Here is a 25,636-nt window from a genome sequence, read left to right on the forward strand (position 1 = left end):
GGAATTCGGCACGCTTTGTCCGACACAGCGTGGGAACCCGGGGTGCATGGACAAGCGCACGGGCGAGCAGAGGTCGTACTGGATCGAGACAGCGCCACCGGGAACCGCTCACCCGCCGCCGGCCGCCGACCTCACGGTCGACGTGGCCGTGGTCGGCGCGGGGATCGCTGGACTCAGCGCCGCCTGGGAGCTGGCCAGGAGCGGTCGAAGCGTGGCGGTGCTGGAAGCCGACCGGATCGCCGCCGGGGTCACCGGCCACACCACCGCCAAGCTGACCGCGCTGCACACCCTGATCTACGACAAGTTGCGGCGCACCAGGGACGTCGAGGCCGCGAAGTTGTACGGCCGCTCCCAGACGGAGGCGATCGAGCATGCCGCCGCTGTCGTGGACGAACTGGGCATCGACTGCGACTGGGAGGAGCGGCCGGCCTTCACCTACGCCCAGGACAGCAAGGGTGTCGAGAAGCTGAAAGCGGAGGCGGAAGCCGCCCGTGAGGCCGGTCTGCCCGCCGAGTTCGTGACCGAGACGGGCCTGCCCTTCCCGGTCGCGGGCGCTGTCCGGGTGCCAGGGCAAGCGCAGTTCCATCCACGGAAGTATCTTCTGGCGCTCGCGGACGACCTGATCCGCCAGGGCGCGCTGATCCACGAGCACACGCGGGTCGTGGGCCTCAAGGAGGGCGAGCCGTGCCGCCTGACGACCGAAGCGGGGGCGACGGTCACCGCGACCGACGTCGTGGTCGCCACGCACTATCCGATCTTCGACCGTGCGCTGCTCTTCACGCGGCTCTCCCCTCGCCGTGAACTCGTCGTGGCGGCGCCCATTCCCTCCGAACTCGATCCGCAGGGCATGTTCATCACGCCTGAGCAGGGCACGCGTTCCGTGCGCACCGCCCCGTACAAGGACGGGCAGCGGTTGCTGATCGTCACCGGCGAGCACTTCACTCCGGGTACCAGCGACGCCGGGAAGCGGTTCGAGCGCCTCGCCGACTGGGCCGGCGCGCACTTCGGGAAACCGGCTTTCACGAACCGCTGGGCCACCCAGGACAACGACTCCACCGACTCCGTCCCACTCGTCGGACCGCTGCACGTCGGCAGCCGGCACACCTACGTGGCGACCGGGTTCGGCGGCTGGGGCATGAGCGGCGGCATCATGGCAGGCCGCCTCCTCTCGGACCTGATCGCAGGCAGGAAGTCGCCGTGGAGCGAGCTGTACGACCCCCGACGGCTTCGTTCGGCCGTGCGTGAGGCGCCCGCCTTCCTCAAGCACCAGGCCCAGGTGGCCGGGCATTTCGTCGGCGACCGGCTCCCGCCGACATCAGGTGGTTCCGTGGACGACATCGCCCCCGGGGACGGTGCGGTCCTCCGCGTCGGGGGCCACCGCTGCGCGGTTCACCGTGACGCGGACGGTGAGCTGCACGCCGTCGACGCACGGTGCACCCATCTGGGATGTCTGGTCGCCTTCAACCGGGCGGAAGCCGCGTGGGAGTGCCCTTGCCACGGCTCCCGCTTCGCCCCCGACGGGGAGATTCTCCAGGGCCCGGCGACCCGGCCCCTCGAACGGAGGGACACTCACGGCGACGCGTGATCAACAACACCCGCGGCGGAACGGCCACGGCCGCCCGCGCCCTCCTGGTCCCGGAGACTCGGACCCCCTGTCGTACCAGGCCTATCGCGTGCCGGGCCAGCTCTTGAAATTGCCTGGCATGCATTGCCCCGGTGCGGGTACACCGCCATGTGCTCGGCTGCGGCAGCCGACGGCGTAGAGACCACGTCACCTGGGAGGGGCCTGACATGACAGTGACCGAAGCGGTAGAAACCCGCACGGTGGTGCTGCCGGAGATAGCGGACCCCTCGAAGATCGCCCCCAAGGACGCCCGCGAGCTGTCGAAGCTGTTCTTCGACCGGCTCGCCGTCCTGGAGGAGGGCACTCCCGAGTACCAGTACGCGCGAAACACCCTGATCGAGATGAACATCACCCTCGTCCGCTTCGCCGCCGCGCGGTTCCGCAGCCGCAGCCAGGACGAGATGGAGGACATCGTCCAGGTCGGCACGATCGGACTGATCAAGGCCATCGACCGCTTCGACCTGACCCGCGAGGTCGAGTTCACCTCCTTCGCCGTCCCCTATATCGTCGGTGAGATCAAGCGCTTCTTCCGCGACACCTCCTGGGCCGTCCATGTCCCACGCCGTCTTCAGGAAGCCCGCGTCCAGCTCGCCAAGGCCACCGAGGAACTCCGCAGCCGGCTCGGCCGTACGCCCACGGTCAAGGAACTCTCCCAGCTGATGTGTCTCAGCGAGGAGGAGGTCAACGAGGCGCGGCTCGCCTCCAACGGCTACACCTCGTCCTCCCTCGACGCCACCCTCAGCTCGAGCGACGACGGCGAGGCCGCGCTGGCGCACTTCATCGGCGCCGAGGACACGGCCCTGGAACTCGTCGAGGACTTCACCACTCTGGCCCCTCTGCTCGCCGAGCTCGACGACCGTGAGCGGCACATCATCCACCTGCGCTTCGTCGACGAACTCACCCAGGCCCAGATCGGTGAACGACTCGGCGTCACCCAGATGCACGTCTCCCGGCTGCTCTCCCGCACCCTCGCCAAGCTGCGCGAAGGCATGCTCACCACCCGCTGAGCACACGGGGCGGCACGAAACCCAGGAAATACGGAGAGCGCAGGCACTGCCGCGGGTTCACGCTGCTGTGCCTGGGCCCGCCCCCGCCCGAACTGGGTCAGGACGACTTTGCCTTCGCGCATTGTTTGATCGCTTTCCGAGAGGAATGCGGCAACGTGGGTACACGGTCAGCATGATCGCTTCACGATTTCTCGCAGCCGACGGTTCGGCATCGCTTTTTCTGCTGGTCGCAGGCGTCGTGGTGGCCGCTCTCCTGATCGGCGCGTTCTGGTACGGCAGCCGCCGCGCGGCACAGCGTAAGACCCCCCGGCCCCGCCCGGCGGACCAGAATCCGCAGGCGGCCGCGCGGAAGGACTCCTGGCAGACGCCCGACGACGGCCCCGACGGGCAGTCGCGCCACTGAGCCGCCGCCTCCGGCGAGACCCGCGCTCATCTCGAAACAGGAAGCCCGGCCCAGGAAGCGTGGCCGCGCGGAATCTCCTGCGACTCCGCTCGACAAACCCCTCGTACCAGGCTGCGCGCCGCGGACGAACGACTCTGGAGGCATCCGGTGACGACCATGGCTGTGACTCAAGGAATACTGCCCGTAGGCCCACTGCTGGCGCTGCCCGGCGTCTACCGGCCCCAAGCCGACACCCATCTCCTCGCCGACGCCCTGGCCAGGGAGGACCTGCGCCCCGCGGCCGAGGTACTGGAGATCGGCACCGGCACGGGAGCCCTGGCACTGAGCGCGGCGAGCCGGGGGGCGCGGGTCACGGCCGTGGACGTGTCGTGGCGGGCGGTGGCCACGGCCCGGCTCAACGCCCTCCACAGACGCCTGCCGCTGCGGGTCCTGCACGGGGATTTCACGGCCCGCACGAGCGGCCGCACATTCGACATGATCCTCGCCAATCCCCCCTACGTGCCTTCGCCGAACAAGGGGCTGCCCTCCAGAGGCCCGGCCCGCGCCTGGGAGGCCGGTCCCGACGGCCGCCTCGTCATCGACCGGATATGCGCCTCCGCCCCCTCCCTGCTGCGCCCCGGCGGCACCCTGCTCATGGTGCACTCCGCCATGTCCGGGGCTGAGCGCACGCTGCACCGGCTTGAGAAGGCCGGTCTGGCAGGTCAGGCCCTGGCGACGGCAGTCGTGCCCTGGGGACCGGTTCTGCGCTCACGCCGGGCCTGGCTGCAGAAGCAAGGACTCGCCGAAGCCGGCCAGAACCAGGAAGAACTGGTGATCATCCGTGCCCGAGCACTCTGAGGACACCCCCGCCGCGGCGCCGGCGCCCCGCCAGGCTCGCCGCGTGAGCGTCGAACCTCAAGGACCCGTTCTGGTCGAGGGGCCGGTGGAGATCGTTCTGAAGGACGGCACACTCGCGCGATCCGAACGTTTCATGGTCGCCGTCTGTACATGCCGCCGCAGCCGTTCCTACCCCTGGTGCGACACCAGTCACCGGGCCCGCGAGAAGGCCGACGCGGGCACTCCCGCACAAACGGACCAGACCCGCGAAGGTCACGACCCTCTCGCGGGCAGGACCAGCGCGAAGAACAGGAACCCCCGATGAATCCGTCCGGTCTCACCGCCGCCCCGCCCGCCACCGGCGCCGCCCTGGTCGAAGGGCGAGGCAACCTGTCAGAGGCCGTCGTGGCGTCTCTGCGCACCGGTCTGCCGCCCACGTACGAACCCAAGTCGATCCTGATGGCCGACCCGTGGGGGGAGGACCTTCAGCTCGCCCTCCACCTGTTGTACGAGCTCCATTACCGGGGCTTCGACGGCGTCGACGACGACCGGGAATGGGATCCGGACCTGCTGCGCCTGCGCCAAGGGCTGGAAACCCGGTTCCTGCATGCCCTGCGCGCCGACCTGGCCGACGCACCCCGCACCGTCGAGGAGGCCTTCGCGCCGCTGCTCGTCGAACCCGTCGACCTCTCCGACAGCCTGAGCCACCAGCTCGAAACCACCGGAGAGCTCTGGCAGCTGCGCGAATACGCGGCGCTGCGCTCGCTCTACCACCTCAAGGAGGCCGATCCGCACGTCTGGGTGATCCCCCGGCTGACCGGGAGGGCCAAGGCCGGGATGGTGGCCATCGAGTACGACGAGTTCGGCGCCGGGCATGCCGACCGTATCCACGCCCGGCTCTTCGCCGACCTCATGACCGACCTGAGCCTCGACCCCGCCTACGGCCGTTATCTGGACCAGGCCCCCGCGCCGCTCCTGGCCACCGTCAATCTGATGTCGCTGTTCGGCCTGCACCGGGCACTGCGCGGTGCGCTGGTGGGTCACTTCGCCTGCGTCGAGGTCACGTCGTCTCCCGGCTCCCGCCGCCTGGCCAAGGCCATGCACCGGTGCGGTGCGGGTCCTGCCGCCGAGCATTTCTACGCCGAGCACGTCGAGGCCGACGCCGTCCACGAACAGGTCGTACGCCACGAGGTCGTCGGCGGCCTGCTCGCCGACGAACCCGACCTGGAAGCCGACATCGCCTTCGGCTGCGCGGCCACGGTCCTGCTGGAGGACCGGCTCGCCGAGCACATCAGAACCGCCTGGCAGCGGAATCGGTCCGCCCTGCGTACGCCCCTGCCGCAGGGCTGACCCGCCGGGGGCCGGACTCGCGGGCGGATCACCCGATCACTCCGTGGAGGGGCGCCTGTGGTTGTCCCGGGCATGGCGCCAGGGCGGAGGGGTACTCGACGTACGTCAACCTATTCGTCCGATTTGAGGGGTTCTCGTGGCGGTACGGCATCAAGTGATCGAGCAGCCTCCCCATGTCGTGTGGGCGACTCTGGAGAATCCCGACTTCTACGCCGACTGGGTGGTGGGGACCTCCGCTTCATGGCCACTGGACGGCCGGTGGCCGCTGGTCGGGGCCGCGCTGGCCTACCGACTGAGTCTGGGCCCCTGGACGTACGAAGGGCGGACGATCGTTCGGCGGCTGGAACCGCCCCACTGGTTGGAGCTGGAGGCCGACAGCGGGCGCCTGGGTACGGCGCGCATCGCCATCGAGGTGCGCCCGTGGGGTGACCAGACCCTGGTCATCGTGGATGAACACCCGCTGCGCGGGCCGGGAGGAGCTCTGCACGCCGCACCTCTCGACCTCCTGATCCAGCTGCGGCACCGCAGCATGCTGCCCCGCCTCGCGCGAACCGTGGAACGGGTGGCGGCGGAGGGCGGGGCAGGTCAATCGGAGTCCGGCGGAGGGACGCACGCCGGCGCCCGTAAGTGACGGACGTCCGTAAGCGTGCGCTCCGGTCCCTCGTGCGGAGGGGCGGCCCTCAGGGGTGACCGTCAGTGGCTGGTGAGCTCGCCGCTGAGTTTGTCGTGCAGATCGGCGCTGGGGTCGTTGAGGCCGATGATCTCCACCTTCTTGCCGCGCTCGGCGTACTTGGTCCCGACGCTGTCCAGGGCCGCGACGGAGGAGGCGTCCCAGATGTGTGCGGCGGTGAGGTCGATGACGGCCTTGTCGGGGTCGGAGGCGTAGTTGAACCGCCCGACGAGCGGCGATCTCGCCGGCGGGCATTCGCCCTGAGCGTCCTCAGGGCGATGGAGTGCCAGTCGAAGGTCGCGAAGGACACCATCACCATCACCGCGCGAGGCCGCCGAACAAGTGGACACCTGCGCACCCAGTTGGCGCGGGCCGAGGAGTTCGCCGCCACCTTGGGTGAACGTCTTACCCGCGTGCCCACCCGCTGACGGCGCCGCCGTTCACCGGGCGCTGCCTCTTGCCCTCCTGCTCGCGCGTCTGTGGTCGCGCCGGGCCGCACGCGCCGCATAGTGCCGCGTCAAGTCGTGGATACGGCCGCGCCAGTTCTAACGAAAGCGTCACTTCCGCTCGTCCGCTAACCTCAGCCCGGCACTGACCTCCGGGCCGCTCACCGGACGCCGTACCCGACGGAGCAGCCGCCTCCTGGGAAATTACGGTCCGCAGCCGTGGACCGACGCCGACGGACGGCGGGCCCGTCTCGACGACGTACTCGGCGACACCTTCGCCATCCTGACCGCCGCCGAGCCCTCGCCCTCACTGAGGGCACTCGCCCACGGGCTCGGCGTCCGGGCGACACCCGTGGCCGAACTCCGGGACGACGGCACCCTTGCCGCCTGGTTGCGACGGGGTCGTGCCGAGGCCGTCCTGGGGCGTCCCGACCGCGTCGTGATGGACGTCGTCCCGACGGGCGGCCGGAGCTTCATGGACACCGCGGCCTGGGCGCCGTTCCTGTGCAGCACCCGCGGGCCCGTCGAAGAGCTCGAATTCGCCCTCGCGGGAAGGGCCAACCGATAACCCGGGCCGTTCGCGAGAGGAACTCATCATGTCGCTCAAGGCATCCCCGCACACGTACACAAATCTGTCCAGGGGGCCCGACTCGTGGCTGAACTCCTCGGCTCTGACCACCGTTGCCTGGCTATCGACCTGAAGGGCGACGGTCAGTCCGAAAAGGGCATCGGCGACTTTCGTCAGGAGGGAGTCGCCGTCCAGCTCGAAGCCCTGCTCGACCATCTTCAGAGAGAGCGGTTCAGCCTGATCACGCACGACAGGGGGACTCCGGTCGGCGACCACCTCGTCGCCCGGACGGGGAACCGCGTCATCCGATACGGCCGGGGGCAGCTCCTGCTGGGGATGCAGGTCGGGGTGGAGGTGCCAGAGGTGCTGTTCACCTCGCCCGACGCTCACACCGTGATGGCGGATGCCCGCCGGCTAGTCGGCACGGCGTACTCCCTGCTGACCGAACGCCCGGTGAAGGCATCGGACGACCCTGTCCAGCCCCGCGAGTTCTACGCTGACCCTGAAGTCATCGCGAAACTCCCGCGAGGAAGCGGCGTGCACCTCTTCGATTCCGGCCACTTCTGGCCTTTCGAGGCACCGAAACGGTCGCCGTACTCCGCGAGTTCCTCAAGTAGCGCTCCGAGGTCAGTCCGACTTCGCTGCCGCCTTGGCGAACTCGGTGAGGAACGCCTCGCGGAACGCCTTGAGGTCGTCGGGCTTGCGGCTGGTGATGAGTGTGTTTGGGCCGTGGTCGCAGACGCGGACCTGTTCGTCGACCCAGGTGCCGCCCGAGTTGCCGATGTCCGTACGCAGGCTCGGCCAGGAGGTGAGGACCCGGCCGGAGAGGACGTCCGCTTCGACGAGAGTCCAGGGGGCATGGCAGATCGCGGCGACGGGGCGGCCCTGGTCGAAGAAGGCGCGGACGAAGGAGACGGCCTGTTCGTCGAGCCGCAGCGCGTCGGGGTTGGCGACGCCGCCGGGCAGGACAAGGCCGTCGAAGGAGTCGGCCGTCACGTCTGAGACGACCTCGTCGACGGGGAAGGTGTCGGCCTTGTCGAGGTGATTGAAGGCCTGGACGTCGCCGCGCTCGGTCGATACGAGGACGGGTGTGTGACCGGCGTCCAGCACGGCCTGCCACGGGTCGGTCAGTTCGATCTGCTCCACGCCTTCTGGCGCCGTGAGGAACGCGATGCGCATCGTGATCAGTCTCCTTTTCCGGCCTGTTCGAGGGCCCTATTCCTGTCCGGGCTTCTTGTCCGGGCTTCGTGATCCGCGGCGGGCACGGGCTGCCTGGCGAAAGCGCAGCGGTTCCTCACCGTGGGCGAGGGGCACGCGACCGGCCACTCGGACCCCACCAGATGGCTATCCCGACGAGCCGGCCGCAGGACTCCGGCCGACATCGGCGTGTCAGCCGCCGGTGGAGCGGCGGCCCAGCCACGGGCTCGCCCGCGGGTTCCCTTCCCACCAGGTCTCCGGGGGCAATGATCGCGTACCCGTGGAGACGGATCCGACACGTTGATCCGCCGACGCCGGGCGGCAGCGGTGCGCACGGCGGAGCGTGAATCCGGAGGGTGACCGGGAAATCGCGCCAGGCGACGTGTCCACCGGTGCACGTGTCCATCTGTGCCGGCAGCGGGCGCGCTCGCCTCGCGGCTCCACGACCGACGGCACCGACGGAGGTTTCACCGGGTGAGCACGCCTTTCGCGCCTGTCCGAGCGGCGTTCCCGGCAGTCGGTCGGCGGCCACCGCCGCCCCGGCGTAAGCCGCTGCCGCCTAGGCCAGTACGGCCGCGGGCAGGGCCCGGACGGGCGGGTCGCCATGGCGGAGGTGGACCACGGCCGCGGCGGCCGTCAGCAGGGTCGCCCGGTCGCGGCAGCACTCCGACGGGGGCCGAGGCCAGTCCGAGCAACAGCCCGACGACTCCGGCCGGCTCCAGCGCGCCGATGACGCGGTAGAGGCCGGGTGACATGCCGAGATGCGCTGCCGCCCGGCGCATGAACCCCACCGCGGCGATCTTCGCCAGGCTCAGGGGAAGGAACACCAGGAAGAGCACGGCGGCGTGGAGGCAGACGTACATGTGCGGCTCGTTCCTGGCCTACTGGGCGTGCGTGACGGGCGTGTGCTGCTCGCCGAGGTCGATCCGTCCGTCCGGGGTCACGATGGTCGCGGTGACGACATCGCCCGTCCGCAGGTACTTGGGGTTCCTGGCCTGGCTCTTGAAGAACGCCTTCCATTTCATGGCGGGCGGTAGCAGCGCGCCGATCTTCTCGACCGGCTTGGGCGGGGCTTTGAGGGCGGTGCCACCGGGGGTGCCGGTCAGCAGGAGGTCCCCGGGGTCCAGGGTCTGGAAGCGGGCGAGCAGCGTGAGGGCCTGCGCCGGACGGACGATCATGTCGCCGAGGGTGCTGTCCTGGCGGGGCGCGCCGTTGACCGACAACCTCAGCCGCAGGTCGCTGGCCGGGGCCTCCGCGACCTCCAGATCGGCATCGACTCCGGCCGCTTCACCGCCCTCGACCCGACCGTCGGCCTCTCCGCACTGGGCGGGACCCTGCTGTCCCTGCTGGAGCTGCGATTCGCGCGCCCCGACCTGGACGGCGACGAGGCCGCGGCGAACCTCGCCGAGATGGTCCTGCGCATGCTGGGCGTACCGCCGGATGACGCCCACGAGGTCGCCCGGCGCCCGCTGCCGGTCATCGACTGAGGCCGGCGACGCGGGTCCCCACGCGTCGGCCGAGACCACCCACGCTGCCTCGGCGAGGGACGCTTTTACGAGGAGACTTCCAGGGCTTCGCGGGAGCGGGCCGAGAAGTCGGTCATGGCCGACCGCATCTCCTCGCGAGGCCGAGCCAGATCGTGCCGGGCCAGATCGTGCCGGGCCAGAACCCGCTGCCGTTCATCGGTGTCGGACGCGGGGGTCATGAGGGGACGGTGCGCGATCACGCACTCATGAGCGGTGCTCCGTACCCGGTCCGCCGCGATCCAGACCGGCTCCGGCCCGAACAGATGGACGCCGCTGCACGCGAGTGAGAGCAGAGTCCATGCCTCATCGACCTGTTCGCCCGTCGCGCCGACCACCGACCCCCGCTCCACGGCGACACGAAGAGCCGCCAGTCGACCGGCCAGCTCACCGTGGGCTCGTACGACCTCACCGAACGCGGCCCGCCGCTCCTGCCGGATCCACTGGGTGAGTTCGTGAGCCTGCTGCTCCTCGACCTGCCGGGCGACCGCGTCGGCAGCCGTCTTCGCGCCCTGCACGGCTCCGGCCTTGGCGAAGTAACCGCCGACCGCGGCGTCGACGAGGCCGGCCAATCCGGCTATGAGCGCGGACCAACCCTGATCCATGCGACCTCCGCGAGCTTCCTCGTCCGTGTTCGTGCGCGAGGCTACGCGCCGATGGTCCGTCCTTCGGTCGGAACCGATCACCACGTTGCCGGCGCGCGGGCCTCGTCTTCAAACAGGCGCATCCGGTTCGACTGGATCCGCCCGCATGCGTGCGGGTCGCGACCGACGGCGGCAGATGGCATGCGGATGCGAGGTCATGGTCTCGCACCCGCCGCGGAGTCGTGGCCGTAAGCCTCTGCCGGGGCGTCCGACTACAATGGACTCCGTAGTCCATTTCCTGGAGGCGGTCATGCGTGGAGAGCTGACGACGAAGGGGAGGGCGACACGCGGCCGGATCGTCGAAGGGGCCGCGGCGGTGCTGCGGGAGAAGGGTGTCGGATCGGCGACGCTGGACGACATCATGGCGCGGACCAGCACCAGCAAGAGTCAGCTGTTTCACTATTTCCCGGCCGGCAAGGACGAACTCCTGGTCGCGGTGGCCCAGTTCGAGGCCGATCAGGTCATGGAGGACCAGCAGCCGTATCTGGGGCGTCTGGACTCGTGGGAAGCCTGGGAGCAGTGGCGGGACGTGGTGATCAGGCGTTACGAGGCCCAGGGGGACGAGTGTCCACTCGGGTCGCTGTTCCTTCAGATCGGGCGCTCGACCCCCGGAGCGCGGGCGATCGTGGTCGAGTTGATGCGCCGCTGGCAGGAGAGCCTGGCGGTGGGCATCCGGTCGTTGCAGGCCGCAGGGCGGCTTCCCGCCGAACTCGATGTCGATACGAGGGCTGCCGCACTGCTGGCCGCGATTCAAGGGGGCGTGTCGATCCTGCTCTCGACCGGTCAGTCAACCCACTTGCGGGCCGCCCTCGGCCAGGGGATCACGGACCTGCGCCGCGCGGGCGGCGACGGTCCGTGATCCCCTGCGACACAGCGCTTCCCGCATCAACGCCGCCCCGGGGCGACACCGCGTGTCAGTTGGCGATGACGGCGGCGGTGGTGCGGCCGCCGTCGACGTCGAGCACGGTGCCGTGGACGAAGGCGGACTCGTCACTGGCCAGGTAGACGGCGGCGTTCGCGATGGCGTCGGGGGTCCCCATCCGGCCCGCCGGGGTGCCCTTCATCATGGCCTCGGCCGGGTGGATCTCGCCGGGGGCGGGCGACAGCACGACGCCCGGGGAGATCGCGTTCACCCGGACACCCCGCGGTCCGAACTCCGCCGCCCAGGCCCGGGTGAGGGTTTCCACGGCTCCCTTGGTGGAGCTGTAGAGGGCGCCGACCGGAATACCGAGGCGCGCGATCCAGGAGCCCAGGTTGATGATCGCTCCGCCACCGGCCTCCGCCATCGCGGGGGCGACGGTTGCCGTGAGGAAGAACGGGGCCTTCACGTTGACCGTGTAGACCTCGTCGAAGGTCTTCTCATCGGTGGCTGGAGTGGGGTCGCCGGGGTAGATGCCCGCGTTGTTGACCAGGATGTCGATACGGCCGCCGAGGACCCGCGTCGCCTCCTCGGCCAGGGCGCGCGACGCGGCGGCGCTGCCGTCCAGGGCGGCCCGTACGAAGTCGGCGCGGCCCCCTCGGGCGCGGATGCCGTCGATGACCTCCTGGCCGCGTCCGGCGCTGCGGCCCGAGACGACGACATGCGCCCCCTCGGCGGCGAAGGCCTCCGCGATGGCTCGTCCGATGTTGCTGGTCGCTCCGGTCACCAGGGCGGTCTTGCCCTCAAGGCGCGTCGACATGGTCCACTCCGTTCGTTTCGATCTCCGCCACGGACCGCACGGTCGAACCACACATGGCGCGTTCGACCGGTCGGGGCTATGGGAAGCCAGGGCGGAGTGCCACTGTGCGACGAACAAAATGGACCTGCAAGTCCAAAAAACAGGTGGTATTCAGTCATCCGGGGAGTGCTCGGCACCTCATCCGAGAGTGCTTGGCTCTTCCTGCGGGGTGCATAGGATTGCCGGCATGGCGTTGCGACCTGTTCAGGTGAACATCAAGGCCCTTGACGCCCCGGCGGTCGGCCGGTTCTGGGCGGCGGCGCTCGGCTGGAGCGCGTACAGCCCCGGCGTGACCACCTACGTGGGACCCGCCGGTGGTCTCGTCTGGCCGGACCCGGTCGCCGTCGGCGTCGACGTCGTTCCCGTTCCGGAACCCAAGACGGCGACGAAGAACCGTCTGCATCTCGATCTCGCCACCACCTCCGAGGCCCATCAGGCGGAGTTGGTGGCGCGCCTGCGGACTGCCGGTGCGACGCCCGTGCACGTCGGCCAGGGTGACGTGCCGTGGACGGTCCTCGCCGACCCGGAGGGCAACGAGTTCTGTGTGCTGGAGCCCCGGGAGGTCTACCGGGACACCGGACCGATCGCCGCGGTGGTGGTCGACTGTGCGGACCCACGGGCCATGGCCCGGTTCTGGGGCGAGGCGACGGACTGGGTCGTGCGGGACGTGTCCGACGACCAGGCGGTACTGCGCTCCGCCAAGGGTTCCGGCCCCTACCTCGAATTTCTCCGCTCGCCCGGCGTGAAGACCGTGCCGGACCGCGTACATCTCGACCTGCTGCCGTACCCGGGTGACGACAAGGCGGCGGAGGTGGCACGGCTGCGGGATCTCGGCGCCACCGACCTCGACCTGGGCCAGGGCGATGTCCCGTGGACGTGTCTGGTCGATCCGGAGGGGCACGAGTTCTGTGTCCTCGCTCTGTCCTGACGGGGAGGCGCCGATGCCTTGGCGTCACCAGGCGAGGAGGGCGCTCACGGTCTTGCCGTCGCCCGTTCCGCGGGTGACCGCGGTGGCGCGGGCGAGGCGCTTGACCATGGCCCAGCCGAATCCTCCGGTGCCGCCGGTCAGGTCGGGGTCGCGGAGACGGGGCGCCTGGGGGCTGTGGTCGTGCACGGCCACCTCGATGGTGCCCGGGTGGGCGGTCAGATTCAGGGTGCAGGTGCCGCCGCCGTGGCGGAGGGCATTTGTGACGAGTTCGGAGACGACCAGGACGACGGCGTCGGCGGCCCCCGCCACGGCGGGCCGCTCTCCGAGCCCTTCGATGAAGGCCCGGGCTCTCTGGCGTGCGCCCGCGGCGGAGGTCTCGGAACGGGCGGATGCGGCGCTCACGCTCATCGTGTCCATCAGAGGCACCCTGGTCTCCGGATCGTCCATACCTGTAGGCCTGCCGATCTGATGCCCCGGCTGTGCCCGATCAACCTGGGTCATTGTGCGGAGGGCGATTACCTGGTTGGCGAACCTCTCAAAATCTATGTTGACGAGAGTAGACATTAGGAGATCGCCTGGCTATAGTTTCTTCCATAGCCCAGAGACGCAGTAAGAGCGGAGGAAGTCGAGCGCCATCAGGATCGCCTGGGCGGAACTGCTGAGCCCGGGTACCGCAGGACATCGACAGTGAGGTGGTCTCCGGTCGAGCAACCGCGATCCCCGCGTTCCCGACGGCAGGTTGGTCGGGTCAGCGGAAGCAAGTAGGCCGGCGCGGCAGTAGGGCCGGCAGATGGTGTAGCAGTTCCTTCGGGGCCCTGGTGCCATACGGCACCAGGGCCCCTCGACGTGTTCCCGAGAAGTCGACGAAAGCGATCGTACGGTTGACAGTGTCATCTGAACCGGTACCGTAGTCGATGTGACAACGTCATCTGAAAATCAGAAGCTGATCGTCGTGACCGGAGCCTCCACGGGCATGGGCGCGTCAGCCGCCCGTGAACTGGCTCGCCAGGGGTTCCACGTCCTGGCCGGCGTGCGGCGCGAGCGTGACGCCGATGCCATCCGGTCGACCGGCATCGAGCCGGTCATCCTCGACATCACCAAGTCCGAGCAGGTGGAGGCGCTCGCCGCGCGGGTCGCCGACGACCCGCGCGCGCTGCACGCACTCGTGAACAATGCCGGCATCCAGGTGAACGCCCCGGTCGAAGCCCTGCCGATGGCGCAGTGGCGGCACGTTTTCGAGGTGAACCTGTTCGGCCACATCGCCGTCACCCAGGCGCTACTGCCGGCGCTGCTGCGTGCCAACGGGCGTGTGATCAACATCAGTTCGATCGGCGGCACGGTCGCGATGGCGACCTACGGCGCGTACGCCGGTGCGAAGTTCGCCCTGGAGGCGGTCAGCGACTCGCTGCGCCGCGAGGTCGCGCCGCTGGGCGTACAGGTGGTCGTGATCGAACCCGGCGGCGTCCGCACGGAGATGGCCGCGCGCGGTGTCGCGACGGCGAACCGACTGGCCGGCCGGATGACGCCGGACCAGGAGGAGCGCTACGGGAGTCTGGTCCGGGCGAACAACGAGTTGATGACCTCGGGTACCGCGTCGGGCCTGACCGCCGACGCCGCCGCCCGGATCATCGCGAAGGCCGTGACGACCCGCAGGCCCCGTACCCGCTATACCGCGGGCCGTGATGCCGCCGTGGTCACCCGGCTGGCCCGGATCCTGTCCGACCGCACGCTCGACCGCATCCTCGCCGCCAACCTGCGCCGCCACTACCCGAAGCGCGATGACGCCACCGCGGCACGCCCGGTCAGGGCCCGTGTCCGGGCCCTTGGACTCTGCAAATAGCCCTACGGCGTGCGCTGCGGCACGGTGTCTTCCGGGGCCGCCGAGTCTTCCGGGGCCGCCGACGCGGAGGCTTCTCCCGCGGGTGATGTGATCGTCTTGGAACGAGGTCCGCCCCGGTCCATCAGGCCGCCCGTGAAGGCGAGACCGAGGCCGGCCACGGCCAGGGCCGCGCCGACCAGGTTGGGCGCGGCCCAGCCCCATCCCGCCGAGATGACCAGGCCGCCGAGCCAGGCGCCGCCGGCGTTCGCGAGGTTGAAGGCGGAGTGGTTGGAGGCCGCCGCCATGGTGGGAGCGTTCTTCGCCTTGGCCATGAGGAGCATCTGGACGGGCGTGGTGATGAGGGCGCCCATCGCACCGATGAAAACGATCGTGATCAGGGCGGGCACGGTGTGGTGGACGGTGAAGAAGAACGTCACCAGCCCTCCGGCGAGCAGGGCGAGTCCCCCGTAGAGCGTAGGCCGAAGTGCGCGGTCGGTGAGCGGGCCCGCGATCAGTGTGCCGGCGGTCATGCCGACGCCGTAGAGCGCGAGGACCAGGGTGGTCGAGGAGTCGGATATGCCGGTCAGGTTCGTCAGCATGGGAACCAGGTAGCTGTAGACGGCGAAGAACCCGCCGAACCCGATGACGGCGGTGCCGAGGCCGATCGCGACCTGCCTGTTTCCCATCGCCCGCAGCTCGTGCCGGATCCCCGACTGCTGCCCGCGTGGCTGGTGGGGAACGAAGAAGGCCAGGGCGACGAGGGCGAAAAGGCCGATGACGGCGACCGCCCAGTAGGCGGAGCGCCAGCCGAGCTGCTGTCCGAGGGCCGTACTGGCCGGTACGCCGACGATGTTCGCGACGGTCAGTCCGAGGAACATCTTCGATACCGCGCGAGCCGCGCGCTCGGGGGCGACCAGCCGGGAGGCGACGACCGCGCCGACGCCGAACAGCGCTCCGTGCGGCAGGCCCGCCAGGAAGCGTGCGGCGAAGAGCAGACCGAAGTCGGGCGCGAGCGCGGACGCGGCGTTGCCGACCACGAACAGCGTGGACAGGAGCAGCAGCAGTCGCTTGTGGGGTATGCGCGCGCCGAGGCCCGTCAGGACGGGGGCGCCGACGACGACCCCGAGCGCGTACGCCGAGACGAGGTTGCCGGCGTGCGGCACGGAGACCCCGACCCCGTCGGCGATCTGGGGGAGCAGCCCCATCGTGGCGAACTCGGTGGTGCCGATGCCGAACGCGACGACGGCCAGGGCCAGCAGTGCCAGGGGCATGGTGCGGGAGGCCTTTCGGAGACAGAGGTCCGGTGAATGGGGGTTGCGGGCGAGCCCAGGGACATTCCCGGACCCTCCACGGCCCGTCGCGCTGAGCACCATTGCCCGGCAACCTCGGAACAGACCGAGCCGACGAAGGCAGCGGTAGAAACAGAGCGGCCCGGCATACCGACATCGAGTACCAGACCTTCGTGACCTGGGTCACGCCCGATCCCTCAGGCCCGGCCGGCTCTCCCCGGGGAGGACTGTACTCCAGTCGAACGTCCGTATTTATCCTGGTCAACGAGGTGGGGGTGGGGTGGCTTGCTCGCTACGACGTCATCCCGAGGTCTTGTCGGTGCGAGGTGGTATCCATTCCGGATGAACACTGATCATGCGGATCCCGCTGAACTGGCGGCGATACGGGCCGCGTTCGATGTCGATGACATGGGGGAGTCGGCTCTGGGGTGGGAGGGGGTGCGTGCCTTCGAGGCGGAGCAGGGGATCGTGTTGCCCGAGCCGTATCGGACCTTTGTCGCTGAGACAACGGACGGTTCGTACTCCGGTCCGCCCGACTACGGACTGCTGTCGGTGGCAGAGGTGCCGGACGACTGGGGTGGTGAAGAGGAGGAGCGCGACCTGAGCAGACCGTTCCCGCTGACGGAGGCGTGGATGTGGGAGGAGGACTCCGAGCCGGCCGAGGACACTGACGAGATCCTTGAACGGGTCTACAACCACGGCTCGATCGTTCTCGGCACCGACGGATGCGCGATGAACTGGCACCTCGTCGTCACCGGTCCGCACCGGGGGCACGTCTGGATGATCAGTGACGTCGGCGCTGTTCCCTTCGGGGCGCGGTTCGGCTTCACCACCGCTGAGGCCGGGTTCGCGGGTTGGGTCGCCCACTGGGCGGCGAACAAGCCCTGGTTCGACGTCGCGTGATCGAACCACGCCGGTGAGCCGTGGTCCACTGCCCGTCCCGACCGGCATCTGATCGGGCCGTCCTTGGAGCCGTACGCACCGGAGGCGGGCCGTCCTGAGGGGCCGTACGAATCCCGAGCCGTCCCCTTTTCCTTGCCCCCGGCCGACCGCCCCGAACTTCAGGGCGGTCGGCCGGGGGGTCACTGCTGGACAATGCCGGCGGTCACTCCTGCCCGATGTTGAGCGCGACGAGTGAGGCGCCTCGCGTGGATGATCCGGTGACGCGAAGCGCCACGTAGCGGGCCGTGGTGTCGGTGCGCAGGACTCCGCGCGCCGACAGGCGGGCCGCGCCGCTGTATGTGCGACCGTCCGCGCTGAACTCGACCTGAGACGGCGGGACTTCGCCACCTCGCCACTGCGTCCGGATCTCGGTGATGTGCTGTTCGGCGCCCAGGTCGACGACCATGCGGCCGTCGGGACCGGGGGACCACGCGGTGCCCGCGTCGCCGTCGACCGCGGCCCTGGGGTCCGTCATGCCGGGCGGCAGCGGTGCCGTCGGGAAGACGGTGCGGCCGAGTGCCAGGTCGGCGAGGGGGTAGGCCGTGGCGCGCGGCACGGTGACGGTGGTCGTACGGCCCGCACGGACCGAGGCACCGACGCTCCTGCCCTGCGCGGAGACGACGACGTGGCAGGACGGCCCGCTGAGCCGTACGGTACGGCCGTCACACACCTCGGCGCGGAGGCCCACAGGAACGCGGGTGCCCGTGAGGACGACGCGGGCCGGCGCCAGGGTGGCGGAGGCGGCGGACAGTTCGGCATGGAGAGCGGTTCCCGACGCGGTGACGGTCTGCACACCTTCGTAGAGGCGGATCCCCGCGGCGGACGAACCCGGGATCGTCACGGTCGTGGTCACCGCCTCCGAGGAGAGGTTGAACAGGCTCAGGTGGTGGTCGGTGACAGCGGCCTTCACCTGAGCGGACTGCGCCGACGGGGTTGGGTGGGCGGCCGCGGCACGGAGTTCGTCGCGCGTCGCGCCGGGAAGGGCCTCGATCAGCACGCTTTCGGCAGGACCGTCGGAGAGGACGACCGTGTCGCCGTACACGGAGAGCGGGTTGGTGCCCCCGCGAACGACGAGCCCCGCCCGGCCGTCGATGTCCAGCCATCCGCCCCGGCTGGTGAGGTCCGGCCGCGGCCAGGCGGCCAGCTCGGTCCACCGCTGCCCGTCGGCCGATCCCTCGATCCGGTACGCACGGCCCGCAGCGGACTCCCAGCGAAGCGTCACCCGGTCCACGTCCCGGGGCGCGCCCAGGTCGACGGCGATCCAACTGTCCGTACGGGGACGGTCCGTGCGCGAAACCGCCCAGCGGCTGGTGGCGTTGCCGTCGACGGCGAGGGCGGGTTCCTTGCCCGGGTCGAAGGAGGAGGCGGAGGCCACCGTCCCTGCCGCACGGGCCAGGTCGTCGCCCGAGGCACCGTCACGTATCTCGAAGGCGTACAGCGAATAGCCGTACGTCGGGTCGGGGCGCACCCCGAGCATGCGCAGATAGCGGAACTGGCCGCGTGGGAAAGTGAGTTCGTCGACCCGTGGCCCGGCGGACGTGCCGGTACCGCTCCCGGCCGTGACCGTCGTGCTCCCCTCGGTCACCCGATAGGTCCGGTTCCCGTCCAGCCCCGGCACCCCGGGCATGCTGAGGTTGTGCACCTCCAAGTGGCCTTCGCCGTAAGCCGTTCCGGAGGTCGCGTACACCACGGCACCGGACGGCAACGTGGTGAACCCCGCGTACCCCTGGTCCAGCGTGAGCAGGCTCGCGCTGCCGTCGAACCCGTCCCGCGGCCGTGAGTACGTGACGACCGAACGCCCCGTGACCTTGGCACCGATGCCGGGCAGGAACATCGGCGTCGTACCGCTGAGTGCGAACAGCCAGTCGTCATGGGCCGGTTGCCAGGCGAACTTGACGAAGCCGGGCTTGCTGACGACGCCGGCCCACGCGCCCGGTGACTGGTGGGAGACGAGGCCGGGACCCGTGCCGTAGTCGGCGACACCGCTCGCCAGGTCGAAGAGCTCGCGCTCCGACAGGGGACGCACGGGCGCCTGTCCCGACCGGGCCCGCCACTCGTGCAGGAGGTAGCTGATGGCCAGTTCGGCGCGGGCCTCCGGCTCGTACTTGGGCTCGCCCGAGAACTTCGCGAGCCGGTACTGCGGCGGGTACTGCTGGTATGCCTCCAGCCGCTCGGCCAGGGCCACTTCGCAGCGGGCCGCCGCACGGTCACCCGCGACCTGGGCGAGGAAGGCGAGCGGAATGACGTCCCGGCCGTAGAGGTGCTCACGGTCGGCGACCATCGGCATCAAGGGCTCTCCGGCGTCGCTCATGACCCCGAGCAGGGTGCGCCACAGCAGGCCGGCGTTCGGCTGCGCCGTGAGGACCTGGGGCAGCGGCCGGCCGGCGGTGAGGAAGTGGGCGCTGTTGCGTCCCGACGTGCGCCAGAGTTCCTGCTGGTAGTGCGGGCCGAACGAGCCGTGGTTCTCGACGATGAACGTGTCGTAGAGGTTCTGAGCGGTGTTCGCGCTGACGGCGACCCCGTCCACCCGGGCCGGGTTGGCGAGGTCCGCCGCGGGCAGGCCCGCCTCGTTGCGGGCCCACCGGCCGAACGCCGCCCGCCAGGCCTCGTGGCGCGGATCATCGCTCGCCCAGGCCAGACCGGGGGCCAGCGACTGGGTGTAGACCCCCATCTCCTCCAGCTTGGTGTCGCCGTCGAAACCGCCGCTCAGCCCGTGCGGGGTCCAGCCGCCCGAGTCGGGATCGTCGCTCGTGCCCAACTGCGTGGTGAACTCCGCCTGTTCGCGGGCGATGGAGTCGACGTTCCGGCGCGTCGCCTCGTCGAGGTCGTCCCACAGCAGGCGGGCCGCGAGCACGAAGTACGACTGGAACGTGCTGTCCCAGAACAGCCTGCGCCCCCAAAGAGTGCCGCCGGCGAGCCGGTTGGCGGCCGCGAAGTACTTCAGCGTGGCGAGGGTCCTGGCGCGCAGGGTGTCCCTGTCGACTCCGGCACGCTCGGCGTCGTAGGGGCCCCGGGTCAGCAGGACGGCGTTGCCGAGGACGACCGCGAAACCGAAGTCCTTGTCGGTGTAGTGGCCCTGGGCCGCGTCCCACTGCTCCTCGGACCAGCGTGTGTGGGAGAGCAGGACGCGGTAGTACGTGTCGGAGACGGGGTCCGATGCCGGGGCTGTCGTAGGGGTCGCGGCGGACGCCCGCCCCGCGCCCGACGCGAGCGGGATCCCGGCCGCGATGCCGGATGCGCCGAGCAACTGCACGGCTTGGCGGCGAGTGAATCCCATGGCGTGCTGCGACATCGGCTGAACCTCTCGACAACGTTGTCAAAGTGTCTGGTCATTTTGTGGCCGCCGAATACCGCACGTCAAGGCTCTTGCTGACCGTGCGGTATTCGGCGGCTCGCGCGCGGGGCCCGTCCCCGGTGACGCCGTCCCGGGCGTCACCGAGGAGGCTCTCCGGGGCCTCGCGGGGCGGCCTTCTGTCTCTCGCGGCGAGGGCTTTTGAGCCTCGCGGCGTGGCCTTCCGGGGTCGCTGAGTCGGCGGCCCGGCCGGGTCAGCCCCTGGCCAGAGCGATGGCCCCGGCGAGCCGCTCTCCCGCCTCGAAAATCATGTACGGGACGCCGCCGTCGGTGCCGAAGGAAGGCGCCGCGGCACGCCCGTTCTCCGGAGCGGCGCTGCGTGAGTTGTAGAAGACCCCGAGGTGGCTTCGCTTGCTGAAGTCGTTGCCGACCTCGGTGATCATGATGTCGCCGCCGCTCGCCTTGTCCTTGTTGTAGACGACGTACGTGCTGTTGTCGCGGTGGAGGAGGTGCGGGCCGCCCACGTTGACCGCGCCGACGTCGCCGTGCCGGATCAGCGGCTGCTGGTCGTAGGTCCACGCGCGGCCGTCGGCGGACCAACCCCAGTGGATGTCACGGTGGTTGGTGGTGTTGTTGAGCATGAAGACCATCACGTAGCGGGCGCCGCGTGAGGGCAGGTCGTGGCGGAAGACGCGGGCGTACGACGTCTCCGTGGTGCCCGCCGGGAGCATCGACGCCGACAGGACGACCTTGTCGTACGTGAAGTGGATTCCATCGGCAGAACGGGCGAGGCGGGTTGTGGTGTTCTCGCCGTGGAAGTACAGCCAGAACTCCTTGGCGTCCGCGTTCCACAGCACGTGGGGGGAGGAGACGTGGCTGACGGAGTAGTGCGGGGACCAGTTGTTGGAGACGATCGGGTTCGACGGGTACTCCGTGAACGGGCCTTCCAGCGAGTCGCCGTAGGCCAGGCAGATGCCACCGGGCGCGTCGTGCGGCGCGTAGTACAGGTAGTAACGGCCGAGCGGCGAGCTCAACTTGTCGTAGACACCCCGGATGCAGGGGAAGATGATCTCGCCGGTGGGGTTGTACTTCAGCTGAGACGGCGTCAGGAGCGTGCGGACGTAGGTGTAGTCGGGGAATCCGCCGGGCGCCGCGGCCGCGGGCTGGGCGCCCAGGGCCGTTCCGACGGTGAGCGCGGCTGCGGTGGCGGCGGTGGCTCGCAGGAAGAGACGCCGGTCGAGGTGCTGCTCGTGCATGGTGGTCTCCAATGCCAGAAGGTGTGCGGCTCTGCGGGGTTGCGGTCTCAGAGGTAGGTGGCGGCGGTGACGCACAGGCCGCCGAGGGCGACCGCCCAGACGTACGGCAGGGTGCGCGCCATGACCTGCTGTGGAGTGACGCCCGCGTACTGGGCGCTCCACACGGTCTGCGTGCTGGTGGGGTCGGCGACGCCGAACACCTGGTTGTACGAGGTGGTCATGCCGAGGACGGCGACCGCGGGGTAGATGCCGGTGGCGATGAGCACGCCGGCGATACCGGCGCCGAGCCCGAACACGTTGAGGGGTCCGCGGTAGAGGCAGAGCGGGACCAGGAGCGTGAAGACGAGGACGAACACCACGGGGTTCTGCGGGCTGACGGCCTTCACGAGCGGTTCGAGCGCGTCGACGGCGCCGGGCAGCTTCACCGCCGCGAGCAGGATGCCGATGGCGATGAACAGGGCGATCGGCGGGGCCGCCACCTCGAGGCCGCCGTACAGGGTGCGCAGCAGGCGCTTGTTCAGTTCGCCGGGGCGGGTCGTGGTGAACAGCGCGTACAGGACGCCCGCCAACAGCGAGGGGATGATGGCGATTTCGAAGCCCAGCGCGAGGACGAGCGGGATCGCCGGGGCGAGGAGCGCGTACCAGGGTGCGTCGCCCAGCTCCTCGCGTCGTGAACGGGGCCTCTCATCCAGGGACTTGAGGGACCAGGCGTGCTCGGTGCCGCGCCGCCGGGTCTCGATGAGGACGAAGGCGAGGGCGGCGGCGAGCGCGAACGGGAAGAGCTTCACCATGAAGCCGCGCACGGTCGGGATCGGCAGTTCCAGCGCGGTGGAGAAGAACTGCCACACCGGCAGCTCGAAGGGGATGCCCACGGCGATGCCCATCAGCACCGTGCCCGCGGCGGTCACCTTCGGCACCCCGACGGCGATCATGGCGGGGATGCCGATGATGCCGGCGAGCATGGCCGCGGGGGCCGAGCCCGTCACCGTACCGACGAGGGCGGACACGGCGAGGACGCCGAGGGCCACCACGGTCGGCCGGTCTCCGCCGAACTCGACGATCTTGCGGACGAGGGTGCCCGCGATGCCGGTCTCGTCGAGGAGTTTGCCCAGCCAGGAGCCCAGAATGATGGCGATCATGGTGGCGGCCAGGGCGGGCGCGCCTTCCTGGAGGACGGTGTCCAGCACGCTGTTCTCGCCGGTGAGCGGTGCCCCGGCGAGGAAGGCGATGGCGATGGCGAGCAGGGCCAGCGCGAAGGCGGTGGGCAGTCTGCGGGTGAGCATCAGGGCGACGCCGGCCGCCATGACGAGAAGGATGACGACACCCATGGGTCAGTTCTCTCTTCCGGGCCGGGTGAGTGCCGCGCGCAGCGCGGCGGTGACGAGCAGGGGGCTACGGCCGAGACCGCAGACGGTTCGGGCGTAGGCGTGCGCGGCGACCTCCTCGGCGCCGGCGACATGGCCGGCCAGGCGGTGACGTCCCAGGCGCAGCACGGTGTGGTCGAGAGCCTGCTTGAGCGCGGCCTTCGCCGGACCGTGGTGGAGGTGGGCGTGCACGGCCTCGTGGGCGAGCGCCGCCGCGCGCATCGAACCCGGCGGGTACCAGGCGCGCCAGCCGCGGGCGTCGATCAACTCCTCGGCGAGGGCCAGCGTGTCGGTGTACAGCTCGACCGTCTGGGGGCGTGACGTGTAGCGGGCGAGCAGCATCTCCCGCACACCGCCGTCCCGCTCGACGACCCTCGCGGTGGACGTGACGGCGGCGAGCCCGGAACCGAACTCGTCTGCCCTGCACGCCCATTGGCGCAGCAGCTCACGGTCGCGGCCCTCGTGGGTGGGTGTCGCCGCCAGGAGCCGGACGCCCCACTCGATGTCGTCGACGGCCGAAAGATCCGTCAACTCGGCCTTCTGAAGAGTGAGTTCGGGCGCCGTCATGACCGCACCTCCAGGACCGCGACCACCGGCTCGTCGGCGGCACGGGCCCGCAACTCGCTGCGGGCCAGGGCGAGCAGCGGCTGGGGGTCGAGGACGCCGGACAGGTCGGCGATGCGCGAACCGAGCAGCAGCCGCAGCGCGGGAGCGCGTACCCCGCCGTCGCCGTACGAGGTGGACTCGCCCACCAGTCGGGCGAGCACCTCGGGGGCGCCCGCCACGGTGGTGGTCTCCACGCGGGCGTCGGCGGCGTGGTGGCGTACGACGCCGTCCGCGTCGACGATCCGGACGGGTCGGCGGGTCGGCCGCAGCCGGCGGTGCGTCTGGGTGCCGTAGACGGTGTGGGCGGCCGTACCGGCGAGGACCTGGACCGCCGCGGGGTCGGTCTTGAGGCTGGCCGCCGCGGCGCGGAGGCGCTCGGTGTCGTCGGCGCGGTGGGCCCGGTCCTGGGTGCGCAGTTCGGTGGCGCCGGTCGCGACGGCGCGCACGGTGTTGGTCTGCGGGTCGACGGTGACTTCGACCTCGACGCCTTCGGCCGCGGCGCCCTGCGCGACGACCGCCCGCTCCGCCTCGGCCCGGATCGCGAGGATCTGCTCCTGCGAGGCGCCGGGCACGATCCGCTCGATCTGTTCCCGGACGAGTGCCAGGGCGACGCCGATGGGGCTGATGACCTCGTTGTCACGGGCGATCCGGCCCTCCATTCCGCTGGAGTCGGCGAGGTGCGGGGTGACGGACGCGGCGCCGCCTCCTCCGCCGACGAGGACCGCCGTGTCCTTGTCGAGGCGGTAGTCGCGGATCATGGCGTCCACCACCGTCCTCACCTGTGCGACGCCCGCGTCGAGGATCCGCGAGGCCGCGGTCGCGACGTCGGTGCCGAGCGCGGCGGCCAGCGGCGCGATCGCGGCGCGTGCGGTCTCGGGGTCGCAGCGGGCGAAGTCGCCCTCGGGGACGCGGCCGAGAGCGTTGGCGGCACAGGTCATGGTGATGGCGAACCGCCCGCCCGCCGCGTCGAGCACGGCGTGGTCGGCGGGGTCGCCGTCCATCGGCCTGACGGTTTCCAGCCTGGCGTCGCGCAGCTGGTCGGGGGAGGCGAAACAGGCGTACGGCAGGCCCGCGATGTGGGCGCTGCGCGGTCCCACACCCGTCACCCGGCCGTCGCCGATCCGCACCATGGAGCCGCCGCCGACGCCGACGGTGCGCACGTCGAGGGCGTTCAGGTACGAGGTCTTGCCGAGGATGGTGGCGTGCCGGACGGCGACCTTGCCGCGGCGTACGACGCTGATGTCGGTCGAGGTGCCCCCGGTCTCCAGGAACACGCCCTCGCTCACCCGCTCGCGCATCAGCGCGCCCGCGACTCCGGCGGCAGGACCCGACAGGACCGTCAGTAGCGGCCGACGGCGCATCTCGTCGAGCGCCATCACACCGCCGTCGCAGCGCATCACCATCAGGGGCGCGGTCACGCCCGCCTTGGTGATGGAGGCGTCGACGAGGTCGGCGGTGGCCAGCATCCGGGGCAGGATCGCCGCGTTGATGACGGCGGTGCGGGTGCGTTTGTGCAGCCCGTACAGCGAGGTGATCTCGTGCGCGGCGGTCATCGGCAGCCCGTAGGGGCGTGCCGCGTCCAGGACGGCCTGTTCGCCCTCGGGGCGGTCGACGCTGAACGGCTGGCTGGCGACCAGGACTTGGGCGCCTTCGCCCTTGAGCTGCTCGACGGCTCGGCGGACGGCCGCCGTGTCCTGGGGGTCGGCGACATGCGCGTAGAGCAGCGGAAGCCGCTTGCCGGGGGTGAGTTCGAGCTTGCCGAACGAGGCGAGGCGGCGGGTGAGCACCGCCGCGGGACCGGTCCCGATGCCGATCAGTCCGACGGTCGCCACGTCGCCCTCCAGAAGGGCGTTGGTGGCCTGGGTCGTGCCGTGCGCCAGGAAGGCCACGTCGGCAGGGGCTCGGCCGGTGTGCTCCAGGAGCCGGTCGAGCGCCTCGACGATGCCGTGTGCGACACCGTCCTGGTGATGGTGGCTGGTGGGGACCTTTACCTGCCCCAGGAGTTCGAGGGTCGTGGCGTCCACGGCCACGGCGTCGGTGAAGGTTCCGCCCACGTCGATGCCGACGCGGATGCGGGGAGTGTTCATGTCCTGGCACCTCCTTGTGCTGGATCGGTCGCGCGAGCGGTCGCCGGGCGGGGCGGATGCGTGGCCCCGCCCGAACTCCCGCCTGTT

22 protein-coding genes and 4 pseudogenes are annotated in these 25,636 nt (G+C 70.4%); 13 read left to right on the forward strand and 13 right to left on the reverse strand.

From position 1 onward, the window contains the following. Window positions 1–46: 46 nt before the first annotated feature. From ACIP79_RS18095 to ACIP79_RS18125, 7 genes are all read left to right on the forward strand, one after another. On the forward strand, window positions 47–1,585 hold the full coding sequence (locus ACIP79_RS18095; protein ID WP_401224339.1) for an FAD-dependent oxidoreductase: 1,539 nt from the start codon (window positions 47–49) through the stop codon (window positions 1,583–1,585). 206 nt (window positions 1,586–1,791) lie between these two features. Beyond that, window positions 1,792–2,631 carry an RNA polymerase sigma factor SigF gene (locus ACIP79_RS18100; protein ID WP_401224342.1) on the forward strand — a complete coding sequence of 280 codons (840 nt, stop codon included), beginning with the start codon at window positions 1,792–1,794 and terminating at the stop codon, window positions 2,629–2,631. Between the two features lie 172 nt (window positions 2,632–2,803). Beyond that, window positions 2,804–3,034 carry a DUF6479 family protein gene (locus tag ACIP79_RS18105; RefSeq protein ID WP_401224345.1) on the forward strand — a complete coding sequence of 77 codons (231 nt, stop codon included), beginning with the start codon at window positions 2,804–2,806 and terminating at the stop codon, window positions 3,032–3,034. Between the two features lie 156 nt (window positions 3,035–3,190). Then, window positions 3,191–3,871, forward strand: a complete 681-nt coding sequence (locus ACIP79_RS18110) for a HemK2/MTQ2 family protein methyltransferase (RefSeq protein ID WP_401224347.1) — start codon at window positions 3,191–3,193, stop codon at window positions 3,869–3,871. A gap of 43 nt (window positions 3,872–3,914) precedes the next feature. Beyond that, window positions 3,915–4,175 (forward strand): CDGSH iron-sulfur domain-containing protein, encoded by a 261-nt coding sequence (locus ACIP79_RS18115; RefSeq protein WP_401224349.1) that lies wholly within the window; start codon window positions 3,915–3,917, stop codon window positions 4,173–4,175. Next, window positions 4,172–5,200, forward strand: a complete 1,029-nt coding sequence (locus tag ACIP79_RS18120; protein WP_401224351.1) for an iron-containing redox enzyme family protein — start codon at window positions 4,172–4,174, stop codon at window positions 5,198–5,200. The genes ACIP79_RS18115 and ACIP79_RS18120 overlap by 4 nt, the downstream gene beginning before the upstream one ends. A gap of 136 nt (window positions 5,201–5,336) precedes the next feature. Next, on the forward strand, window positions 5,337–5,831 hold the full coding sequence (locus ACIP79_RS18125; RefSeq protein WP_401224353.1) for an SRPBCC family protein: 495 nt from the start codon (window positions 5,337–5,339) through the stop codon (window positions 5,829–5,831). 62 nt (window positions 5,832–5,893) lie between these two features. On the opposite strand, the pseudogene ACIP79_RS18130 reads toward ACIP79_RS18125, so the two are convergent. Then, window positions 5,894–6,195, reverse strand: a pseudogene (locus ACIP79_RS18130) (sodium-independent anion transporter); the annotation flags it as partial. Window positions 6,196–6,968: 773 nt separating this feature from the next. Between ACIP79_RS18130 and ACIP79_RS18135 the strand changes: the two are divergent. Next, window positions 6,969–7,127 (forward strand): annotated as a pseudogene (locus tag ACIP79_RS18135) (alpha/beta fold hydrolase); the annotation flags it as partial. A 384-nt stretch (window positions 7,128–7,511) separates the two neighbouring features. On the opposite strand, the gene ACIP79_RS18140 reads toward ACIP79_RS18135, so the two are convergent. The 3 genes and pseudogenes from ACIP79_RS18140 to ACIP79_RS18150 all read right to left on the reverse strand — a co-directional run. Next, on the reverse strand, window positions 7,512–8,063 hold the full coding sequence (locus tag ACIP79_RS18140) for a type 1 glutamine amidotransferase domain-containing protein (RefSeq protein WP_401224355.1): 552 nt from the start codon (window positions 8,061–8,063) through the stop codon (window positions 7,512–7,514). Between the two features lie 485 nt (window positions 8,064–8,548). Continuing rightward, complete coding sequence (locus ACIP79_RS18145) at window positions 8,549–8,944, reverse strand: DoxX family protein (RefSeq protein ID WP_401224358.1); 396 nt, start codon at window positions 8,942–8,944, stop codon at window positions 8,549–8,551. Between the two features lie 18 nt (window positions 8,945–8,962). Continuing rightward, a pseudogene (locus tag ACIP79_RS18150) lies at window positions 8,963–9,406 on the reverse strand (fumarylacetoacetate hydrolase family protein); the annotation flags it as partial. Between ACIP79_RS18150 and ACIP79_RS18155 the strand changes: the two are divergent. Continuing rightward, window positions 9,314–9,568: pseudogene (locus tag ACIP79_RS18155) on the forward strand (TetR/AcrR family transcriptional regulator); the annotation flags it as partial. The pseudogenes ACIP79_RS18150 and ACIP79_RS18155 overlap by 93 nt on opposite strands. Before the next feature lie 65 nt (window positions 9,569–9,633). On the opposite strand, the gene ACIP79_RS18160 reads toward ACIP79_RS18155, so the two are convergent. Then, complete coding sequence (locus ACIP79_RS18160; protein WP_401224360.1) at window positions 9,634–10,209, reverse strand: hypothetical protein; 576 nt, start codon at window positions 10,207–10,209, stop codon at window positions 9,634–9,636. 289 nt (window positions 10,210–10,498) lie between these two features. On the opposite strand from ACIP79_RS18160, the gene ACIP79_RS18165 reads away from it, so the two are divergent. Next, window positions 10,499–11,107, forward strand: coding sequence for a TetR/AcrR family transcriptional regulator (locus ACIP79_RS18165; RefSeq protein WP_401224362.1), 609 nt, complete (start codon window positions 10,499–10,501; stop codon window positions 11,105–11,107). 55 nt (window positions 11,108–11,162) lie between these two features. Here ACIP79_RS18165 and ACIP79_RS18170 read toward each other — a convergent pair whose 3' ends face one another. Further along, window positions 11,163–11,927 carry an SDR family NAD(P)-dependent oxidoreductase gene (locus tag ACIP79_RS18170; protein ID WP_401224364.1) on the reverse strand — a complete coding sequence of 255 codons (765 nt, stop codon included), beginning with the start codon at window positions 11,925–11,927 and terminating at the stop codon, window positions 11,163–11,165. A 226-nt stretch (window positions 11,928–12,153) separates the two neighbouring features. Between ACIP79_RS18170 and ACIP79_RS18175 the strand changes: the two genes are divergently transcribed. After that, the gene (locus ACIP79_RS18175; RefSeq protein WP_401224366.1) at window positions 12,154–12,894 is read left to right on the forward strand and encodes a VOC family protein; all 741 of its coding nucleotides are present in this window, start codon (window positions 12,154–12,156) and stop codon (window positions 12,892–12,894) included. A gap of 24 nt (window positions 12,895–12,918) precedes the next feature. Here the strand turns inward: ACIP79_RS18175 and ACIP79_RS18180 are convergent, their stop codons facing one another. Then, the gene (locus tag ACIP79_RS18180; RefSeq protein ID WP_401224369.1) at window positions 12,919–13,311 is read right to left on the reverse strand and encodes an ATP-binding protein; all 393 of its coding nucleotides are present in this window, start codon (window positions 13,309–13,311) and stop codon (window positions 12,919–12,921) included. A 499-nt stretch (window positions 13,312–13,810) separates the two neighbouring features. Between ACIP79_RS18180 and ACIP79_RS18185 the strand changes: the two genes are divergently transcribed. Beyond that, window positions 13,811–14,734: an SDR family NAD(P)-dependent oxidoreductase gene (locus ACIP79_RS18185; protein ID WP_401224371.1), complete on the forward strand. Its 924-nt coding sequence runs from the start codon at window positions 13,811–13,813 to the stop codon at window positions 14,732–14,734. Window positions 14,735–14,736: 2 nt separating this feature from the next. Here ACIP79_RS18185 and ACIP79_RS18190 read toward each other — a convergent pair whose 3' ends face one another. Next, window positions 14,737–15,984, reverse strand: coding sequence for an MFS transporter (locus tag ACIP79_RS18190; RefSeq protein WP_387187392.1), 1,248 nt, complete (start codon window positions 15,982–15,984; stop codon window positions 14,737–14,739). 360 nt (window positions 15,985–16,344) lie between these two features. On the opposite strand from ACIP79_RS18190, the gene ACIP79_RS18195 reads away from it, so the two are divergent. Then, window positions 16,345–16,905, forward strand: coding sequence for an SMI1/KNR4 family protein (locus ACIP79_RS18195; protein WP_401224373.1), 561 nt, complete (start codon window positions 16,345–16,347; stop codon window positions 16,903–16,905). Between the two features lie 202 nt (window positions 16,906–17,107). Here the strand turns inward: ACIP79_RS18195 and ACIP79_RS18200 are convergent, their stop codons facing one another. The 5 genes from ACIP79_RS18200 to ACIP79_RS18220 all read right to left on the reverse strand — a co-directional run bounded on the left by ACIP79_RS18200 (window position 17,108) and on the right by ACIP79_RS18220 (window position 25,549). Continuing rightward, window positions 17,108–20,236 carry a discoidin domain-containing protein gene (locus ACIP79_RS18200; protein ID WP_401224376.1) on the reverse strand — a complete coding sequence of 1,043 codons (3,129 nt, stop codon included), beginning with the start codon at window positions 20,234–20,236 and terminating at the stop codon, window positions 17,108–17,110. Between the two features lie 254 nt (window positions 20,237–20,490). Beyond that, window positions 20,491–21,492 (reverse strand): hypothetical protein, encoded by a 1,002-nt coding sequence (locus ACIP79_RS18205; RefSeq protein ID WP_401224377.1) that lies wholly within the window; start codon window positions 21,490–21,492, stop codon window positions 20,491–20,493. Between the two features lie 47 nt (window positions 21,493–21,539). After that, window positions 21,540–22,820 (reverse strand): TRAP transporter large permease subunit, encoded by a 1,281-nt coding sequence (locus ACIP79_RS18210; RefSeq protein WP_401224379.1) that lies wholly within the window; start codon window positions 22,818–22,820, stop codon window positions 21,540–21,542. A gap of 3 nt (window positions 22,821–22,823) precedes the next feature. After that, a complete protein-coding gene (locus ACIP79_RS18215) occupies window positions 22,824–23,423 on the reverse strand; it encodes a hypothetical protein (RefSeq protein WP_401224381.1) in 600 nt (199 codons plus the stop codon). Beyond that, on the reverse strand, window positions 23,420–25,549 hold the full coding sequence (locus tag ACIP79_RS18220; RefSeq protein ID WP_401224384.1) for a hydantoinase/oxoprolinase family protein: 2,130 nt from the start codon (window positions 25,547–25,549) through the stop codon (window positions 23,420–23,422). Before ACIP79_RS18220 ends, ACIP79_RS18215 begins: the two co-directional genes overlap by 4 nt. Between the last annotated feature and the right edge of the window lie 87 nt (window positions 25,550–25,636).

It is taken from the genome of Streptomyces sp. NPDC088747, from assembly GCF_044751025.1.
Lineage (GTDB): Bacteria > Actinomycetota > Actinomycetes > Streptomycetales > Streptomycetaceae > Streptomyces.

Excerpts from the sequence above, each read along its gene's own strand:
- ACIP79_RS18215 (WP_401224381.1), bottom strand. The coding sequence starts at position 23,423 with ATGACGGCGCCCGAACTCACTCTTCAGAAGGCCGAGTTGACGGATCTT.
- ACIP79_RS18165 (WP_401224362.1), top strand. The coding sequence starts at position 10,499 with ATGCGTGGAGAGCTGACGACGAAGGGGAGGGCGACACGCGGCCGGATC.
- ACIP79_RS18210 (WP_401224379.1), bottom strand. The coding sequence starts at position 22,820 with ATGGGTGTCGTCATCCTTCTCGTCATGGCGGCCGGCGTCGCCCTGATG.
- ACIP79_RS18205 (WP_401224377.1), bottom strand. The coding sequence starts at position 21,492 with ATGCACGAGCAGCACCTCGACCGGCGTCTCTTCCTGCGAGCCACCGCC.
- ACIP79_RS18175 (WP_401224366.1), top strand. The coding sequence starts at position 12,154 with ATGGCGTTGCGACCTGTTCAGGTGAACATCAAGGCCCTTGACGCCCCG.
- ACIP79_RS18200 (WP_401224376.1), bottom strand. The coding sequence starts at position 20,236 with ATGTCGCAGCACGCCATGGGATTCACTCGCCGCCAAGCCGTGCAGTTG.
- ACIP79_RS18120 (WP_401224351.1), top strand. The coding sequence starts at position 4,172 with ATGAATCCGTCCGGTCTCACCGCCGCCCCGCCCGCCACCGGCGCCGCC.
- ACIP79_RS18195 (WP_401224373.1), top strand. The coding sequence starts at position 16,345 with ATGAACACTGATCATGCGGATCCCGCTGAACTGGCGGCGATACGGGCC.
- ACIP79_RS18140 (WP_401224355.1), bottom strand. The coding sequence starts at position 8,063 with ATGCGCATCGCGTTCCTCACGGCGCCAGAAGGCGTGGAGCAGATCGAA.
- ACIP79_RS18180 (WP_401224369.1), bottom strand. The coding sequence starts at position 13,311 with ATGGACACGATGAGCGTGAGCGCCGCATCCGCCCGTTCCGAGACCTCC.
- ACIP79_RS18190 (WP_387187392.1), bottom strand. The coding sequence starts at position 15,984 with ATGCCCCTGGCACTGCTGGCCCTGGCCGTCGTCGCGTTCGGCATCGGC.
- ACIP79_RS18110 (WP_401224347.1), top strand. The coding sequence starts at position 3,191 with ATGGCTGTGACTCAAGGAATACTGCCCGTAGGCCCACTGCTGGCGCTG.
- ACIP79_RS18105 (WP_401224345.1), top strand. The coding sequence starts at position 2,804 with ATGATCGCTTCACGATTTCTCGCAGCCGACGGTTCGGCATCGCTTTTT.
- ACIP79_RS18220 (WP_401224384.1), bottom strand. The coding sequence starts at position 25,549 with ATGAACACTCCCCGCATCCGCGTCGGCATCGACGTGGGCGGAACCTTC.
- ACIP79_RS18095 (WP_401224339.1), top strand. The coding sequence starts at position 47 with ATGGACAAGCGCACGGGCGAGCAGAGGTCGTACTGGATCGAGACAGCG.
- ACIP79_RS18160 (WP_401224360.1), bottom strand. The coding sequence starts at position 10,209 with ATGGATCAGGGTTGGTCCGCGCTCATAGCCGGATTGGCCGGCCTCGTC.
- ACIP79_RS18100 (WP_401224342.1), top strand. The coding sequence starts at position 1,792 with ATGACAGTGACCGAAGCGGTAGAAACCCGCACGGTGGTGCTGCCGGAG.
- ACIP79_RS18170 (WP_401224364.1), bottom strand. The coding sequence starts at position 11,927 with ATGTCGACGCGCCTTGAGGGCAAGACCGCCCTGGTGACCGGAGCGACC.
- ACIP79_RS18145 (WP_401224358.1), bottom strand. The coding sequence starts at position 8,944 with ATGTACGTCTGCCTCCACGCCGCCGTGCTCTTCCTGGTGTTCCTTCCC.